Source organism: Nonomuraea sp. NPDC050227 (assembly GCF_044459705.1).
In the GTDB taxonomy this organism is placed as follows: domain Bacteria; phylum Actinomycetota; class Actinomycetes; order Streptosporangiales; family Streptosporangiaceae; genus Nonomuraea.
Map to the genome: position 1 here is coordinate 106,218 of NZ_JBITJF010000009.1, position 15,003 is coordinate 121,220.

The following is a 15,003-nucleotide window of genomic DNA, read 5'->3' on the forward strand; positions in this document are numbered from 1 at the left end:
CATCCGGCTGCTGCCCGGGCAAGCACTTCTGGCGCTTCCGGATCAGGTGGACAGACGGGGCGTGACATGTCGGTAAGGTCTCTTTCCAGAACGCGCCCTACCGGAAACCTGGATTCCATCGGCCGCGATCGACGGAAGTCGTAGACTTACGAGTGTTTCGAGCGCAACTATGGTGTGCAAACAAACACTAAATCTCTGACTTTTGATTGATCAAAAAGCGTAAGTGTGGGGTATGCGCGTCATCACCTTCCAAGAGCCAGGCCGTGTCAGCGTCAGCCTGGAGTCGCCCGCCGAACTCGTGCCGGGCTCCGTCCGGGTGCGGACCCTCTATTCCGGGGTCTCCGCGGGCACCGAGCTGACCGCATATCGCGGCACCAATCCCTACCTCACCCGTAAGTGGGACACCGAGCGCCGGCTCTTCCTCGAAGGCCAGACGCACGCCTACCCCCTGTCCGGCTGGGGCTACCAGGAGGTCGGCGAGGTGGTGGAGGCGGCCCCCGACGTCGCCGAGCCGCCCGTCGGCAGCCTCGTGTGGGGCATCTGGGGCCACCGCGCCGAGGCCGTCGTCCCCGCCGAGAAGCTGGCCGGGCACATCCTGCCGCCGGGGGCCGACCCCGTCGCGGGCGTCTTCGCCCGGGTCGGAGCCATCGCGCTCAACGCCGTCCACGCCGCCGACGTGCACCTGGGCGACCAGGTCGCGATCTTCGGCCAGGGCGTCATCGGCCTGCTCGCCACCCGCATGGCGGTGCTCAGCGGCGCCCGGGTGGTGGCCGCCGACGCCATCCCCGACCGGCTCGAACTCGCCAGGAAGTTCGGCGCCGCCGAGACGTTCGACGTGCGGTCGGGGTCGGTCGCCGAGTTCCTGCGCAAGCGCATCGAGGGCGCCGACACCGCGATCGAGCTCAGCGGCAACCACCTGGGGCTCCAGGAGGCCATCAGGAGCGTGCGCAAGGGCGGCCGGGTCGTCGCGGCCGGCTTCTACCAGGGCGACGGCATCGGGCTGCGGCTGGGCGAGGAGTTCCACCACAACCAGGTGCAGCTCGTCTCCTCCCAGATCGGCGGCGTCGCCTCCTGGCTGGCCCACCGCTGGGACGTCGAACGCCTCCAGCGCACGTTCATGGAGCTCGTGCACCGGGGCGAGGTCGAGGTCGGCGACCTGGTCACCCACCTCGTGCCGGTCGAGCAGGCGGCCGAGGCGTTCGACCTGATCGACAAGCACCAGTCCGAGGTGCTCCAGCTCGTCTTCACCTTCGAGGAGTCACGATGAAGCTCGCCGCCCAGGAGCAGCTTCTGCCCGGCCGCAGCCTGCAGGAGAAGTTCGCGTTCGCGGTGGAGGCCGGGTTCGACGCGATCGAGCTGAGGGGGAAGGGCGACTTCCACTTCGCCGGCCGGCTGACCGAGCTCAAGCGGGCGCTGGCCGACGGCGTCGTGATGCCGACGGTGTGCGTCGAGATGCCGCACTTCATCGGCGACTTCGACCCGGCCAAGCGCAAGGACGCCATCCAGCAGCTCAGGTCGCAGCTCACGGTGATCGCCGAGCTGGGCGGCATCGGCGTCATGACCCCGGCCTCGTGGGGCCAGTTCTCGCTCCGGCTGCCGCCGTTCGAGCCGCCGCGCACCGCCGCGGACGACCGGGAGGTGCTGGCCGAGGCGCTGGGCATCCTTGGCGAGCACGCCCAGCGCAACGGCGTGCTGATCATGCTCGAACCCCTCAACCGGTACGAGAACCACATGGTCAACACGCTGGCCGACGCGGTCTCGTACTGCTCGATGGACTCGATCAGGATCGTCGGCGACACCTACCACATGAACATCGAGGAGGACGACCCCTGCCGGGCCCTGGTGGAGGCGGCCCCGTACCTCGCGCACATGCAGATCAGCGAGTCCAACAGGAACCAGCCCGGCACCGGCCACCTCGACTGGGGCGCGCAGCTCGCCACGCTCGACGCCGTCGGCTTCGACGGCTACCTCGCCCTCGAATGCCGGCTGCGGGGCGAGCCCGAGATCGTGCTCCCGCAGACGGCGGCCTTCATCAGGAAATTCCTGTGATCCTCCGCGACGCCGTACGCGTGCTCGTCGCCAACTGGGACGGCAGCCACACGGTTCCCTCCCGCCGTCTGTACCCCCACCAGTGGAGCTGGGACTCCGCCTTCATCGCGATCGGCAACGCCCGCTGGTCGCCGCGGCGGGCCAGGGCGGAGCTGCTGTCGCTGTTCGGCGCCCAGTGGGCCGACGGCCGGGTGCCGCACATCGTGTTCAACCCCGTCGTGCCCGAGGGCGCCTACTTCCCCGGCCCGCAGTTCTGGGGCGCCCGCGCGCCGTCCGGCTCGGCGACCTCCGGCATCGTGCAGCCGCCCGTGCACGCGCTGGCCGCCTGGAAGGTGCACCAGGCCGAGCCCGACCCGGCGTTCCTGGCCAGGATCTATCCCAAGCTCGTCGCCCAGCAGGAGTTCCTGCGCGCCTCCCGTCGCTCGCCCGAGGGCCTGATCTCGATCGTCCACCCGTGGGAGTCGGGCATGGACAACAGCCCGGCCTGGGACCTTCCGCTGCGGGCGGTCGAGACCGGCGCGACGGGCTTCGTCCGCCGGGACCTCAACACCGTCAGCGCCGACGAGCGCCCCACCGACCGCGACTACGAGCGGTACGTCGCCCTGGCCGGCGCCTACCGCGACAGCGGCTACCGGCGGGCCGGCTCGTTCGAGATCGAGGACCCGCTGTTCAACGCCGCGTACGGCGTGGCCGAGTCGGCGCTCGCCGAGATCGCGCAGGTGTGCGGCCACGACCCCGGCCCCCACCGGCGCGAGGCCGCCGCCGTCACCGCCGCCATGGTCGACCACCTCTACCAGGACGGCCACTTCCGCCCCCGCGACCTGCGCACCGGCCGGCTGATCCGCTCGGGCAGCGCCGCCGGCCTGGTGCCGCTCATGCTCCCGGGGCTGCCGCCGGAGATCGCCGAGGCGCTGATCGGCACGGCCCTGGACAAGTTCTCGCTCAAGGACGGCGTGCTGCCCAGCCACGCCCCGGCCACGGCCGAGTTCGACCCGGCCCGCTACTGGCGCGGGCCGAGCTGGATCAACCTGACCTGGCTGGTCTGGCAGGGGCTCCGGGACCGCCGTCCCGACCTGGCCGACCTGCTCGCCGAGGGCATGATCCACGCCGTCGCCCACTCCGGCTTCCGCGAGTACTTCAACCCGTTCACGCTGCGCGGGCACGGGTGCCGGGACTTCAGCTGGTCAGCGGCCCTCATCCTCGACGTCGTGGCTGAGCACGGCCTGGACGGCCTGCCGCCGTCGGGCCGCGAGATCGGTCAGAAGTTCGGGGGCCTCCCCGAAGCCGACGACGTCGGTGACCAGGTGCTCGCGTAGCAGCCTCCCGCGCTCCCTGAGCAGGCCGATCGTCTCGTGCGACAGGCGTTCCCGGTCCCAGGCGTGCGCGAGGCCGCGCGGCACCCGGCCGATCTGGGCGCAGCGCAGCGCCAGCCCGTTGTGGTGGAACTCCTCGCCGAGCCGCACCTCGTCGGCGCCCTGGGTGTAGAACGCGAGGTCGATCAGCGTGCCCTGCGGGCGCAGCAGCCGCAGCCCCAGGGCCAGCGCCCGCGGTTGACCGCGGCACTGGAAGACCAGGTCCGCGCCGCGGTCGCCCGGGGCGTGCCGCCAGCGGCGCTTCAGCGTCACCGCCGGGTCGTCGTCGGGGGCGGCCAGGACCTGCGTGCCGATCGCCTCGGCCACCGCGAGCCTGGCCCGGGTCTCGTCCACGACCACCACCTCGGCGGCCCCGCAGGACAGGGCGAAGGACGCGGTCAGCAGCCCCACCACGCCCGCCCCGACCACCGCGACGCGGCGACCGCGCACGCCGTCGCCCAGGTGCTGGACGGCCGGGCCGTGCAGGTCGGCGGCCGCGTGCAGCAGGCCGTTGGCGCAGATCGGGCCCATGTGGGCGACGTAGATGCCGAGCAGCGGGTCGAGGTCGCCGGGCAGCACGACGAACCGGTCGGCCATCGGGTCGGCCACGTACGCCGTGCGGTGGCCGTAGGCCATGGCGACCCGGGCGCCCTCGGCCACGGCCCGCGTGCGGGTCTCGGCGACCACGCCCACCTGCATGTAGCCGATGCCGCGCACCGGGTACGCCACCGACGGCGTGCCCGGCAGGAACAGCCCGAGCGCCGGGTCCCAGGCCGAGGTGAGGTAGGGGTTGGCGCCCTTGAGATAGGTCAGCTCGGTGCCCGCCGAGACGCCGCTGTGCGTGGTGGCGACCATGAACCCGCCGTCGGGCAGGCCGGGCAGCTTCTCCTCGACCAGGCACACCTCGCCGGGCGCCTCGATGCTCAGGATCGTGCTCGTCGCCTCAGTCATCCAGCATCACCGGCCTCCGTTCCGCCGCAGAGCGCGCCAGCGCGACGGCCAGGCGGTGGGTTCGCAGGGCTTCGCCGTACGGCGCGCGCACGTCGGCGTCCTTCCCGCGCACCGCGTCGATGAACGCGCGGTCCACGAGGGTCTTGGCGTGCCCGCCGTCCTCGACGGCCTCCTCGCCGTCCACGAGCAGCCGGGTCTCGCTGAGCTCCAGCGCGATGCCGTCGGCGCACACCTCCAGCCCCACCCGGTGCTTGTGGCGCAGCAGGCAGGAGGTGGCCAGCAGGCCGGTCGCGCCGCCCGCGAAGCTCATGACGGCCGACGTGGCCCGGTCGATCTCGCCGTCCACCGCGTTCCCGGCCGGTACGGCGTGCACCATCGACACCTCGCCGACCAGCAGCCTGGCCAGGTCCAGGACGTGGACCGCCTGCTCCAGGATCTGGCCGCCCGACATGCTCGCCTTCAGCCACCAGCCGACCGGCGGCACCTTGTCCAGCCAGTGCCCGAGCGCGAGCTGCACGGGACGGCCGTCGAGCCGTTCCCGGGCCCGGTCGACGATGTCGAGGTAGCGCCAGTGGTGGCCGACGGCGGACGGCAGCCCGCGCCGGTCGATTTCGGCTGCGATGTTTTCTGCGGTTTTGAGGTCGAGAGAAAGGGGTTTTTCCACAAAAATCGGGAGATTGCACGACAAGACGTCGTTTTCAGGGTTACCGTGCGCGAAAGGAGGCACACAGACGTAGACAGCGTCGAGACCGCCGGCCTCCAGCAGGCCGGCATGGTCGCCGTAGGCGGGGGCGCCGTGCGCGGAGGCCAACGCCTCAGCCTTGTGGAGATCGGTGTCGGCCACCCCGGCAATCGTCACATCGGGGAAGCCGGACAGGACATCTGCGTGGCGAGCGGCGACATTTCCGGCACCAATGATGCCGACACGGGTAATTGGGGACACAACCCGACATATGCCACGTCTAGGGGTTAACAAACAAGGATGTTCGAAGGCGCATAGATCGGGCAGGGGTCGTGCCCCTATGAGATGGGGCTGACTGCATGGAGACAGATGTGCGAGCCTTTGCCAGGGCCCAGGAGTGGTGCGGCCCGCATTCCAGTACGGCCGCGGAATGGCCGGTGGATGCCTTAATCGAGGCCAAGGGCAACACAACGGTGAGCGTCGTCCTGCCGGCGCGCGACGAAGAGCGCACGGTCGGGGACATCGTCACCGTGATCAGACGTGAACTGGTGGAGCAGGCGCCACTCGTCGACGAGATCCTCGTCGTCGACTCCAACTCCACCGACGCGACGGCGGAACGGGCACGCGCGGCGGGCGCGCGCGTCGTGGCGCAGAACGAGGTGCTGCCCCACCTGCCGCGCCTGTCGGGCAAGGGGGAGGCGCTGTGGAAGGGCCTGGCCGCCTCCCACGGCGACATCGTCGCGTTCGTCGACTCGGACCTGCTCAACTTCGGCGCGCACTTCGTGTCGGGGCTGGTCGGTCCGCTGCTGGTGAACCCGGGCACCCACTTCGTCAAGGCCACGTACGAACGGCCCTTCACGGGCGAGGACGGCGTGCCCCGGCGCGGCGCGGGCGGCCGGGTCACCGAGCTGGTGGCCAGGCCCCTGCTCAACCTGTTCTGGCCGGAGCTGGCGGGCTTTCGCCAACCCCTCGGCGGCGAGTACGCCGCCCGGCGCGAAGTGCTGGAACAGGTCCCCTTCGTCACCGAGTACGGCGTGGAGTTGGGCCTCCTCGTCGACCTCCTCCAACTGGTGGGACTGGACGCGATGGCCCAGGTGGACCTGGGCTCCCGCGCGCACGGCCACCAGTCCGTGCACGCGCTCGGCCGGATGGCCGGGCAGATCATGCTCACCGCGTGGTCCCGGCTGGAACGCCAGGGCCGCGTGGTGTCCTCGGTACCCCCGGCTCACACGCTGCTGCAGTTCGGTCTCGACGGGCGGGCCGGCCTGGTGGACGTGGGAGTGGCGGAACGGCCGCCGCTCGCCTCGCTCATGCTGGAGGAGGACGTCGCGTGAAGGTGCTGATCAACGCGGGACCGTGGCTGGCGGTCCCGCCGCCCGGCTACGGCGGAATCGAGAACGTGGTCGCCACCCTGGTCCCCGCGCTGCGCGAACGCGGCGTGGAGGTCGTGCTGGCCTCCGTGGCGTCGAGCACGCTGGAGGCCGACGAGCTGATCGCCGTCTACGACGAGGGCCAGTTCGCGGAGTTGCAGAAGCCGTACAACCAGGTCATGGGGATCGCGCACGCGCACCAGGCGCGGGTGGCCGTCGAGCTGCGCGGCCGCGACGACATCGACCTCGTGCACGACCACGTGGAGGTCGTCGGGCCGGCGGTGCTGGCCGCGCTGGGCGGGCCGCCGGTCCTCCACACCCTCCACTGGGACCTGCGCAAGCACCCGGCGTTCTACGGCGCCTTCCCGCGCTCGATCGCGGTCAACGGGGTGTCGGACTCGCAGCTCGCCCGCGCCCCGGAGGCTCTGCGCGCGGCCTCGCTGGGCGCCGTCCACCTGGCCACGCCGCTGGCCGGCCAGGACGTCCGCGCCGAGCGCGGCGAGCACCTGGTGATCATGGGACGGATCTGCGGGCTCAAGGGCCAGCACGTGGCCGCCCGCATCTGCCAGAAACTCGGCCTGCCGCTGGTCGTGGCCGGCCCGGTCTGCGGCCGGGACAGCCAGGCCGAGCTGGACGTCGTCCTGCAGGACCCCTACCACCCGCTGCACAGCCACCCCGACGTGCGCTACCACCTCGACCAGGTGTCCCGCTACCTCGACGGCGACCTGGTCAGGTGGGTCGGCGCGGTCGGCGGCCAGGAAAGGGACGAGCTGTACGCCTCGGCCCGTGCCGCGCTCTTCCCCATCCAGTGGGACGAGCCGGGCGGCACGGCGGTCGTCGAGGCCCTGGCGCTCGGGGTGCCGCCGGTGGGCCTGCGCCGCGGCTGCCTGCCCGAGATCATCGACCACGGCCGCACCGGCTTCCTCGCCGACACCGAGGAGGAACTGGCCGAGTACGTCCAGCGGGTGGACGAGATCGATCCGGAGGAGTGCCGCCGCGAGGCCCGGCGCCGCTTCTCGCCCGGCGTGATGGCCGACCGCTACCTGGACCTGTACGACCGGGTGCTGCGCGCCGACTGATAGACATGTCCGATGATTCGCGTACTTCTGGCCGAGGACCAGGCCGTGATCAGGCACGCGCTCGCGACCCTGCTCGGCCTGGAGGCCGACTTGGAGATCGTGGCCGCGGTCGAGTCCGGTGACGCGGCCCTGGCGTCGGCCGCCGCGCACCGGCCGGACGTGGCCGTGCTGGACATCGACATGCCCGGCACCCTCGACGGGCTGGCCGCCGCGGCGGAGATCCGGGCCAGGGTGCCCTCGTGCCGCACGCTCATGCTCACCGCCTACGGCAAACCCGGCCATCTCAAGCGGGCCCTGACCGCCCAGGTGGACGGCTTCCTGCTGAAGACCGCGCCGCCGGAGGACCTGGTCGCGGCGATCAGGGAGGTCACCCGGGGCGGCCGGGTGCTCGACCCGTCGCTCGCGGTCACCGCCTGGGACCTGGCCGACAACCCGCTCACGCCGCGCGAGGCCGACGTGCTGCGGCTGGTGGCGGGCGGCGCCGAGGCCCCCGACATCGCCCGGCGGCTGCACCTGACCGCCGGGACCGTGCGCAACTACCTGACGGCCATCGTGGCCAAGCTAAACGCGCGCAACCGCACCGACGCCGTGCGCATCGCCACCGAGGCCGGCTGGATCTAGCGGGGCGCGCGCGTCGAGCCGGAACCAGCCGTCCGCGGCGGCGGTCGTGAGCCGGCCGCCCAGCGTGGCCAGGCGGGTGGTGAGGTTGCCCAGCCCGGACGAGCCGCGACGGGCGGCCGCCGTGCCCGCGCCGTCGTTGCGGACGAGCAGCCCGACCTCGCCGCCGGCCACGGAGGTGGAGATCACGCAGGCGCGCGCGGCGCTGTGGCGCAGGACGTTCGTCACGGCCTCGCGCAGCACGGTGCTGAGCACGGTCTCGACCTCGGCCGGCAGCTCGGGGTGCGCGAGCCGCAGAGTGACCTCGACCCCGGCCGCCGCCAGCACCTTCCCGGCCGACTCGGCCTCGGCGGCGAAGGACAGCTCGCGCTGCTCGCCGGTGACCGAGCGCAGGTCGTCCTGGGCGTGCTCGGCCATGGTGACGACGTTCTCCAGCTCCCGGACGGGGTCGGGCAGGCGGCGGGCGAGCTCGCAGGTGAGCAGGATGGCGGCCAGGCTGTGGCCGAGCAGGTCGTGCAGGTCGCGGGCGGCCCGCAGGCGCTCCTCGACGACGGCCGACCGCGCCAGGCTCTCCCTGGCCGCGTGCAGCTCCTTGGCCAGCTGGGCCAGGCGCAGGAGGCTGTAGACCACCACGCCGGTGGTGAGCGTGCTCACCGTGATGTTGACGCGGCCGGGCAGCTCGTACAGGGAGGCGACCGTCCAGACCGCGGCCAGGATCGCGGCCGTCAGGGGCCAGGCCGTCCGCGGGCGGAAGGCGAGCAGCACCGGACCGGCGAGGAAGCCCGCCGCCCCCAGCCAGATCGGCCCGAACACCGGGATCGGGGCGAAGGTGAGCGCCGCCATCACCCCCAGCGCCACCATGTGGCGGCCGGTGACCGAGCGCAGCTGCATGACGACGATCACGGCCAGCGCCGCGACCGCGGGCGCCAGCAGCCCGGCCGGGATCTGCAGCAGCGCCTTGACGCTGAACCCGACCAGCACGGCGGCCAGCAGGACCACCGAGACGTCGGGCGGCTCGCGCCGGGCCGCCGCGGGCGGGCGCGGGGCGGGCAGCACGGCCTCCACCGTGTACCGGCCCCGGCCGGACAGGCCGCGGGTGAGCGTGCCGCCCGCCGCCGCCACCTGGCGGGTGAGCCCCGCCGGGCCGGCGAGCCCGCCGGCGTCGTCGTCCTCGGCCGTGCGGCGGCCGTCGTCGGCCACGCGCAGGCGCACCTGGGCTCGTTCCGGCTCCTCCCAGGTCTCGATCACGCACACCGTGGCGGTGCCGCGGCGGGCGACGTCCGTGACCGCCTCGCGCAGCACCGAGGCGAGCAGCGCGCCCGCCGGGCCCAGCGGCTCGGTGTGGGCGGCGCGCACCTCCACGCCGACGCCGGCCGCCTCCAGCAGGGCGCGGGCGGTGGTCAGCTCGGGGGCCAGGGACATCGCGCGGTAGCCGGCCGCCGCGGCGCGCGCGTCCGCCAGCGACAGCCGTGCCGTCGCGACCACCTCGCCGAGCGTTCCGGCCGCGTCCCGCGGGGCGGCCAGCGCCCGCCGCGCGCCCGCGCCGATCGTGGCCAGGCCGCGGCCGAGGCCGTCGCTCAGCTCCGCGGCGATGCGCAGCCGCTCCTCGGCCACCGCCGCCGCGGCCAGCGCGGGACGGGTGGCCTCCATCTCGGCCACCCGCTCGACCAGCCGGATCAGGCCGAACACGACCAGCGACACCAGCACCGTGGTGATCGCGAGGTCCGTCGTGGAGACCGCGTCCCCGGCATTGCGCCAGTGGTGGATCACGACGCCGCTGAAGGCCACCGCGGGCGCCAGCGCCCACCAGCGCGTCACCAGCAGCGACCCGGCCAGGAAGCCCAGGATCGCGACGGACGCGCCCTGCCCCAGCGTCACCGCGTAGACCAGCACCCCCTGGACGGCGAGCAGCCACCCCCACCTGGCCCGCAGCGTGAAGGCGCACTGCACGGCCAGCACCGGCAGCGCCCCCCAGGCGCCGGCCACCACGTAGACGCCGGCCAGCGAGGCCAGCACCACGACGACGATCAATCGGGCGACACGCACGCCCAGAAGCTTAGGAGAACCCCCGCGGCAGCACGGTGACCGGGCAGGACGACGACCGCAGCACCTTCATCGCCAGCTCGCCCAGGAACACCCGGTGGGGCTGGGCGTCCTCGCCGGCGGCGCAGACCAGCAGCTCGCCGGGCAGCCACTCGACGTCCTTGAGCGCGGCCTGCACGTCGTGGCCCTCGGCCACCTCCGACTCGGCCTCGATGCCGGTGCTCTCCCAGGCCAGCCGTACGGCCAGGGCGAGGTCGTCGCGCAGCTTGCCCTGGTTCTCGGTGCGCAGGTCGAGGGTGATCAGCCGGAGCGGCACGTCGAGCCGCAGCGCCGCCTGGGCCACCCGCTCGACCGCCGCGTCGCACTGCGGCCGGTGGACGTAGGCCAGGGTGAGCCGGGCGGGCTCGTCGGGCGGCACGTAGCCCGAGGGCGCCAGCATCACCGCCTCCGGCGACAGGTGCAGCAGGTGGTCGGCGGTGCTGCCGACGGCGATGCGGCCGTACTGGCCGCCGCTCGCCGAGCCGACCACGATCAGGTCGGCCCTGATCCTGCTGGCCAGCACCGACAGCCCGCGGCCGGTGCCCCGGCTCTCGAACGCCATGTACTCGGCCGGGACGACGCCCAGCTCCTCACCCGCGTGCGCCAGGTTGGCCTGGGCCTCGACGGCCAGCCCCGGGCTGCCCGGGGGATAGATCGACGCCACCGTGAGCTCGCCCCCGGTCAGCCGGGTGATGGCGGCCCCGAGCGCGAGGGCGTCCCGCCCACCGGGGTCGTTGCTGTAGCCGACGATCACGTGCTCTCCGATCACGTTTGCCTCCTTACCCGCTCTGAACTGGGAATACGCGGTCTGCGTCGATGCGTTTGAAACGATTGGAGGCGTAAAAACAGTGAAGATCACCCTTGACACCCGTTTCAACGGGTCCCTCGGCCCGGTCACCCTTCGTGAAGCGGTTCAGCACCTCAAGGCGCACGACCTGACGTGCACCGTCCCCGCCGGCGTCGTCGAGCAGAAGGTCACCGTCTTCTCCGACTGCGTGGAGCGCGGCTTCACCCCGCTGCGCAGCGAGATCATGGCCGCGTACTACATGGCCGAGCGGGACGCCACCGCCGAGGCGTTCGACCGCGGCCTCATCACCGAAGGCGAGCTGGAGCAGAGGCGCGCCCTCCTCGTGCGCCAGTATCTTGGGTAAGGACCGGAATCGCCCTTTCGGTCGAAGCATTTGACGATCAGAGTTCATAAGGTCGTGTCCACTACCCGTTCACGGATTGGACACCTGTGTACCGCGACATCGTCGACTTCGCTCTGACCACGCCCGGGTGGCTGCACGCCCTCGCCGAGTTCGGCACGGACGCCGGCCTGTTCATCTTCGCGGCGCTGTTCCTCGTGTGCTGGTGGCGGGCCCGCCAGGCCCCCGCCCGCGACCTCGCGCTCGCCATCGCCGGTCCGGCCGGGGTGGTGGGCGCGTACATCGTGAGCGAGGGCGTGAAGCTGCTGGTCCGGGAGGACCGGCCGTGCCGCGGCGGCATCGCCACGATCGCGGCCTGCCCGCCCTCCACGGACTGGTCCTTCCCCAGCAACCACACCGTGATCGCCGCCGGGGCGGCGGGCACGCTCATCCTGGTCTGGCGCGCCCTGGCCTGGGTGGTGCTGCCGCTGGCCGCCCTGATGGGCTTCTCCCGGGTGTTCGTCGGCGTGCACTACCCGCACGACGTGGCCGGCGGCTTCCTGCTCGGCCTGGTGCTCGCGCCGCTGTTCGCGCTGCTGCTGGTCGGCGCGGTCACCCCCGCGGTCAGGCTCGCGCGAAGCCGTCTGTCGCCGCGATGAGCCGGTCGACGATGCCGGGCTCGGTCGCCGCGTGCCCGGCGTCGTGCACCACCTGGAAGTCGGCCTCGGGCCAGGCCTTGTGCAGGTCCCAGGCGGTGGCCATGGGCGTGCAGGCGTCGTAGCGGCCCTGGATGATCACGGCCGGGATGTGCCGGACGCGGTCGACGTCCCTGATGAGCTGCTCGGGCTCGAACCAGCCGCCGTGGTGGAAGTAGTGGTTCTCGATCCTGGCGAACGACACCGCCATCTTGTCCTCGCCGAACTCCGCCACCAGGCTCGGGTCGGGCAGCAGCGTGATCGTGGCGCCCTCCCACTGCGACCACGCCTTGGCCGCCGCGAGCCGGACCGCGTCGTCGTCGCCTTCGAGCCGGGCGCGGTAGGCGGCCATGAGGTCGCCGCGCTCCTCGACGGGGATCGGCGCCAGGTACGACTCCCACAGGTCGGGGAACAGGTAGCTCGCGCCCTCCTGGTAGAACCAGCGCAGCTCGTGCGGGCGCAGCGTGAAGATGCCGCGCAGCACCAGCTCGGTCGTACGGTCGGGGTGCGTCTGGGCGTAGGCCAGCGACAGCGCGCTGCCCCACGACCCGCCGAACACCTGCCACCGCTCGATGCCCAGGTGCTCGCGCAGCCGTTCCATGTCGGCCACCAGATTCCAGGTGGTGTTGGCGGCCAGCGAGGTGCCCGGCGTGCTGGCGTGCGGCAGGCTGCGCCCGCAGTTGCGCTGGTCGAACAGGACGATGCGGTACAGCTCGGGGTTCCACTGCCGGCGGTGGTTGGCGCTGCACCCGGCGCCCGGCCCGCCGTGCAGCATGACGGCCGGCTTTCCGTCGGGGTTGCCGCAGACCTCCCAGTAGATCTGGTTGCCGTCACCCACGTCGAGCAGGCCGGACTCGTAGGGTTCGATGGGCGGGTACAGAGTTCTCATGTCTCGCGATCCTGCCATGGAGCAGGAGTCGGTCGAATTGTGCCGGTCCGCGCCTAGAGTGACCGTATGGACCTGGTGACGATCGACGACATCCGCGCGGCGGCCGGGCGGATCAACGGAACCGCGGTGCGCACGCCGCTCCTGAGGATGGGCGAGGCGTGGCTGAAGCCCGAGAGCCTGCAGCCGGTCGGGTCGTTCAAGATCCGCGGCGCCTACAACGCGCTGGCCGCGCTGCGTCCGGCCGGCGTCGTCACGCACTCCTCCGGCAACCATGGCCAGGCGCTGGCGTTCGCGGCGGCGCAGTTCGGCGTGCCGTGCGTGGTCGTCGTGCCCGAGGGCACCCCGGCGGTCAAGGCGGCGGCGATCGAGGGGTGGGGCGCCGAGCTGGTGGTCGTGCCGCCCGACCAGCGCGAGGTGACGGCCGAGCGGCTGGCCGGCGAGCGCGGCCTGACGCTGGTGCCGCCCTACGACCACCGCGCGATCATCGCCGGGCAGGGCACGATCGGGCTGGAGATCGTCGAGGACCTGCCGGACGTCGAGGTGGTGCTCGTGCCGGTCAGCGGCGGCGGGCTGGCCGCCGGCGTGGCGGCGGCGGTCAAGGCGCTGCGGCCCGACGTCCGCGTGTACGGCGTGGAGCCCGAGCTGGCCGCCGACGCCGCCGAGAGCCTGGCGGCCGGGCACGTGGTCGCCTGGGAGACCACCCGCACGTTCCGGACCATCGCCGACGGGCTGCGCGTGAACCAGGTGTCCGAGCTGACCTTCGCCCACCTGCGCGAACACCTCGAAGGCATCGTCACCGTCGCGGAGGACGAGCTGCGGGCGGCCATGCGGCACATCGCGCGCACGGCCCGGCTGGTGGCCGAGCCCAGCGGCGCGGCGACCACGGCCGCCCTGCTGTCGGGCCGCGTCCCCGCCGGGCGCACGGTGGCCGTGCTGTCCGGGGGGAACGTCGATCCGGAGCTGTTCGCCCAGGTCTACGCCTGAGCCCAGGCGTGGCGGGTGAGGAAGCCGCGCTCGCCGGTGGCGTACTCGTGGAAGGCCTGCTGCACTTCGGCCAGCTCGGGCACCACCGCGCGGACCATTGCGCCCTCCTTGTACTCCAGCTCGTAGCCGGGGGAGACCTGGAGGAAGTGCCGGCCGAAGTTCACCAGGGCGACGAACGGGTTCTGCGGCGACAGGGTGGCCAGGACGTCCTGGACCAGCCCGAGGTCGGGGTCGTGCACGACCATCCCGTCGCCGGTGTGGAGCTGCATGCCCTCGTACACGCCGAGCGGGGCCACGTTGTGCACCAGGTCGCGCTGGGGGTCGTAGCAGACCAGGCCGTGCGCGCGGGCGGTGGTGAACACCTGGGCCGAGCTCTCGTCCATCGTGTCCAGGTCCATCGTCACCAGGACGTGCCCGGGGTACAGGGTGACCTGCCCGGGCAACTCCTTGGCGACGTCGGGCACGTCCCCCTCGACGGGGTCGCTCCGCTTCACCGCCAGATACGTGGTCCGGGCCTGATCCCTGCTGATCGGCACGGGCTCGTCCCAGACCATCAACTCAACGCTCATCGGTCCATCTTGCCGAACGTCCACCGTGCCGGCGCGCCACTGGGGTCAAGAGTCCGTGATGTACGGTTCAGCGCGGTTTCTCGGACTGGGGCACCAGCTCCACCGTGCAATGGGCGCACCGGCTGGCCTCGGCCGGGATGTCGGACAGGCACTCGGGGCACTCCTTGGTCGTCGCCGCCTTGTCGCGGTCGAACAGGTGGATCAGCCGCGTCATCGGGGCCACGACCAGCCAGTAGACGACCGCCGCGATGACCAGGAAGGTCAGCAGGTGGTTGAGGAAGTCGCCGTACTTGAACTGGCTGCCGTTGATCGTGAAGGAGTATTCGGCGAAGTTCGGCTGCCGGCCGCCGGTCACCGCGCCGATGAGCGGGGTGATGAGATCGGTGACCAGTGCCTGGACGAGCCCGCTGAAGGTCGCCCCGACGATGACGGCGACGGCCAGCTCGACGATGTTGCCTCGGAGTAAGAACTTCTTGAAACCGCCCATGGAGTCGGCATATTGCCGGGGGCCGCGGCCTGAAACCCCGATGGCCCCCGACAGAGCCCGACGGAGAAC

15 protein-coding genes and 1 pseudogene are annotated in these 15,003 nt (G+C 72.3%); 9 read left to right on the top strand and 7 right to left on the bottom strand.

The genetic code is table 11. From position 1 onward, the window contains the following. The first annotated feature begins 232 nt into the window (after positions 1-232). The 3 genes and pseudogenes from ACIBK9_RS31810 to ACIBK9_RS31820 all read left to right on the top strand — a co-directional run. Positions 233-1,267 carry a zinc-binding dehydrogenase gene (locus tag ACIBK9_RS31810; RefSeq protein ID WP_358283338.1) on the top strand — a complete coding sequence of 345 codons (1,035 nt, stop codon included), beginning with the start codon at positions 233-235 and terminating at the stop codon, positions 1,265-1,267. Beyond that, positions 1,264-2,049: a sugar phosphate isomerase/epimerase family protein gene (locus ACIBK9_RS31815; protein WP_352349888.1), complete on the top strand. Its 786-nt coding sequence runs from the start codon at positions 1,264-1,266 to the stop codon at positions 2,047-2,049. The genes ACIBK9_RS31810 and ACIBK9_RS31815 overlap by 4 nt, the downstream gene beginning before the upstream one ends. After that, a pseudogene (locus tag ACIBK9_RS31820) lies at positions 1,980-3,224 on the top strand (MGH1-like glycoside hydrolase domain-containing protein); the annotation flags it as partial. The gene ACIBK9_RS31815 and the pseudogene ACIBK9_RS31820, both read left to right, overlap by 70 nt. Before the next feature lie 9 nt (positions 3,225-3,233). On the opposite strand, the gene ACIBK9_RS31825 reads toward ACIBK9_RS31820, so the two are convergent. Both ACIBK9_RS31825 and ACIBK9_RS31830 read right to left on the bottom strand, forming a co-directional pair. Continuing rightward, positions 3,234-4,352, bottom strand: a complete 1,119-nt coding sequence (locus ACIBK9_RS31825) for a zinc-binding dehydrogenase (RefSeq protein WP_397162429.1) — start codon at positions 4,350-4,352, stop codon at positions 3,234-3,236. Then, the gene (locus tag ACIBK9_RS31830) at positions 4,345-5,295 is read right to left on the bottom strand and encodes a Gfo/Idh/MocA family protein (RefSeq protein WP_397162430.1); all 951 of its coding nucleotides are present in this window, start codon (positions 5,293-5,295) and stop codon (positions 4,345-4,347) included. Before ACIBK9_RS31830 ends, ACIBK9_RS31825 begins: the two co-directional genes overlap by 8 nt. A 98-nt stretch (positions 5,296-5,393) precedes the next feature. On the opposite strand from ACIBK9_RS31830, the gene ACIBK9_RS31835 reads away from it, so the two are divergent. From ACIBK9_RS31835 to ACIBK9_RS31845, 3 genes are read left to right on the top strand one after another with little or no spacing between them, the layout of a single operon-like run. Then, entirely contained in the window at positions 5,394-6,368 is a 975-nt protein-coding gene (locus ACIBK9_RS31835) for a glucosyl-3-phosphoglycerate synthase (protein ID WP_397162431.1), read from the top strand. Then, on the top strand, positions 6,365-7,483 hold the full coding sequence (locus ACIBK9_RS31840; protein ID WP_397162432.1) for a glycosyltransferase: 1,119 nt from the start codon (positions 6,365-6,367) through the stop codon (positions 7,481-7,483). Before ACIBK9_RS31835 ends, ACIBK9_RS31840 begins: the two co-directional genes overlap by 4 nt. Positions 7,484-7,495: 12 nt before the next feature. Continuing rightward, entirely contained in the window at positions 7,496-8,104 is a 609-nt protein-coding gene (locus ACIBK9_RS31845) for a DNA-binding response regulator (protein WP_397162433.1), read from the top strand. Here ACIBK9_RS31845 and ACIBK9_RS31850 read toward each other — a convergent pair. Together ACIBK9_RS31850 and ACIBK9_RS31855 are read right to left on the bottom strand one after the other, a co-directional pair. Continuing rightward, positions 8,045-10,147 (bottom strand): sensor histidine kinase, encoded by a 2,103-nt coding sequence (locus ACIBK9_RS31850; protein ID WP_397162434.1) that lies wholly within the window; start codon positions 10,145-10,147, stop codon positions 8,045-8,047. The two genes, ACIBK9_RS31845 and ACIBK9_RS31850, sit on opposite strands and share 60 nt — an antisense overlap. 10 nt (positions 10,148-10,157) lie before the next feature. Beyond that, positions 10,158-10,952 carry a universal stress protein gene (locus tag ACIBK9_RS31855; RefSeq protein ID WP_352349903.1) on the bottom strand — a complete coding sequence of 265 codons (795 nt, stop codon included), beginning with the start codon at positions 10,950-10,952 and terminating at the stop codon, positions 10,158-10,160. Between the two features lie 79 nt (positions 10,953-11,031). Here ACIBK9_RS31855 and ACIBK9_RS31860 point away from each other — a divergent pair, with 79 nt between their 5' ends. Further along, the gene (locus ACIBK9_RS31860) at positions 11,032-11,334 is read left to right on the top strand and encodes a hypothetical protein (protein WP_358283354.1); all 303 of its coding nucleotides are present in this window, start codon (positions 11,032-11,034) and stop codon (positions 11,332-11,334) included. Between the two features lie 86 nt (positions 11,335-11,420). Further along, a complete protein-coding gene (locus ACIBK9_RS31865) occupies positions 11,421-11,969 on the top strand; it encodes a phosphatase PAP2 family protein (RefSeq protein ID WP_358283356.1) in 549 nt (182 codons plus the stop codon). Here ACIBK9_RS31865 and pip read toward each other — a convergent pair. Beyond that, positions 11,935-12,894: a prolyl aminopeptidase gene (pip, locus tag ACIBK9_RS31870; RefSeq protein ID WP_358283358.1), complete on the bottom strand. Its 960-nt coding sequence runs from the start codon at positions 12,892-12,894 to the stop codon at positions 11,935-11,937. The genes ACIBK9_RS31865 and pip overlap by 35 nt on opposite strands. A gap of 66 nt (positions 12,895-12,960) precedes the next feature. On the opposite strand from pip, the gene ACIBK9_RS31875 reads away from it, so the two are divergent. Continuing rightward, entirely contained in the window at positions 12,961-13,878 is a 918-nt protein-coding gene (locus ACIBK9_RS31875) for a threonine/serine dehydratase (RefSeq protein WP_397162435.1), read from the top strand. Here ACIBK9_RS31875 and ACIBK9_RS31880 read toward each other — a convergent pair. Together ACIBK9_RS31880 and mscL are read right to left on the bottom strand one after the other, a co-directional pair. Beyond that, entirely contained in the window at positions 13,869-14,447 is a 579-nt protein-coding gene (locus ACIBK9_RS31880; RefSeq protein ID WP_364324915.1) for a hypothetical protein, read from the bottom strand. The two genes, ACIBK9_RS31875 and ACIBK9_RS31880, sit on opposite strands and share 10 nt — an antisense overlap. A 67-nt stretch (positions 14,448-14,514) precedes the next feature. Then, positions 14,515-14,934: a large conductance mechanosensitive channel protein MscL gene (mscL, locus tag ACIBK9_RS31885; RefSeq protein ID WP_352349915.1), complete on the bottom strand. Its 420-nt coding sequence runs from the start codon at positions 14,932-14,934 to the stop codon at positions 14,515-14,517. Positions 14,935-15,003 lie beyond the last annotated feature (69 nt).

Bases quoted from the DNA above. Each gene is read 5' to 3' on its own strand.
- ACIBK9_RS31810 (WP_358283338.1), top strand. From the start codon at position 233: ATGCGCGTCATCACCTTCCAAGAGCCAGGCCGTGTCAGCGTCAGCCTG.
- ACIBK9_RS31835 (WP_397162431.1), top strand. From the start codon at position 5,394: ATGGAGACAGATGTGCGAGCCTTTGCCAGGGCCCAGGAGTGGTGCGGC.
- ACIBK9_RS31880 (WP_364324915.1), bottom strand. From the start codon at position 14,447: ATGAGCGTTGAGTTGATGGTCTGGGACGAGCCCGTGCCGATCAGCAGG.
- ACIBK9_RS31875 (WP_397162435.1), top strand. From the start codon at position 12,961: ATGGACCTGGTGACGATCGACGACATCCGCGCGGCGGCCGGGCGGATC.
- mscL (WP_352349915.1), bottom strand. From the start codon at position 14,934: ATGGGCGGTTTCAAGAAGTTCTTACTCCGAGGCAACATCGTCGAGCTG.
- pip (WP_358283358.1), bottom strand. From the start codon at position 12,894: ATGAGAACTCTGTACCCGCCCATCGAACCCTACGAGTCCGGCCTGCTC.
- ACIBK9_RS31815 (WP_352349888.1), top strand. From the start codon at position 1,264: ATGAAGCTCGCCGCCCAGGAGCAGCTTCTGCCCGGCCGCAGCCTGCAG.
- ACIBK9_RS31825 (WP_397162429.1), bottom strand. From the start codon at position 4,352: ATGACTGAGGCGACGAGCACGATCCTGAGCATCGAGGCGCCCGGCGAG.
- ACIBK9_RS31845 (WP_397162433.1), top strand. From the start codon at position 7,496: ATGATTCGCGTACTTCTGGCCGAGGACCAGGCCGTGATCAGGCACGCG.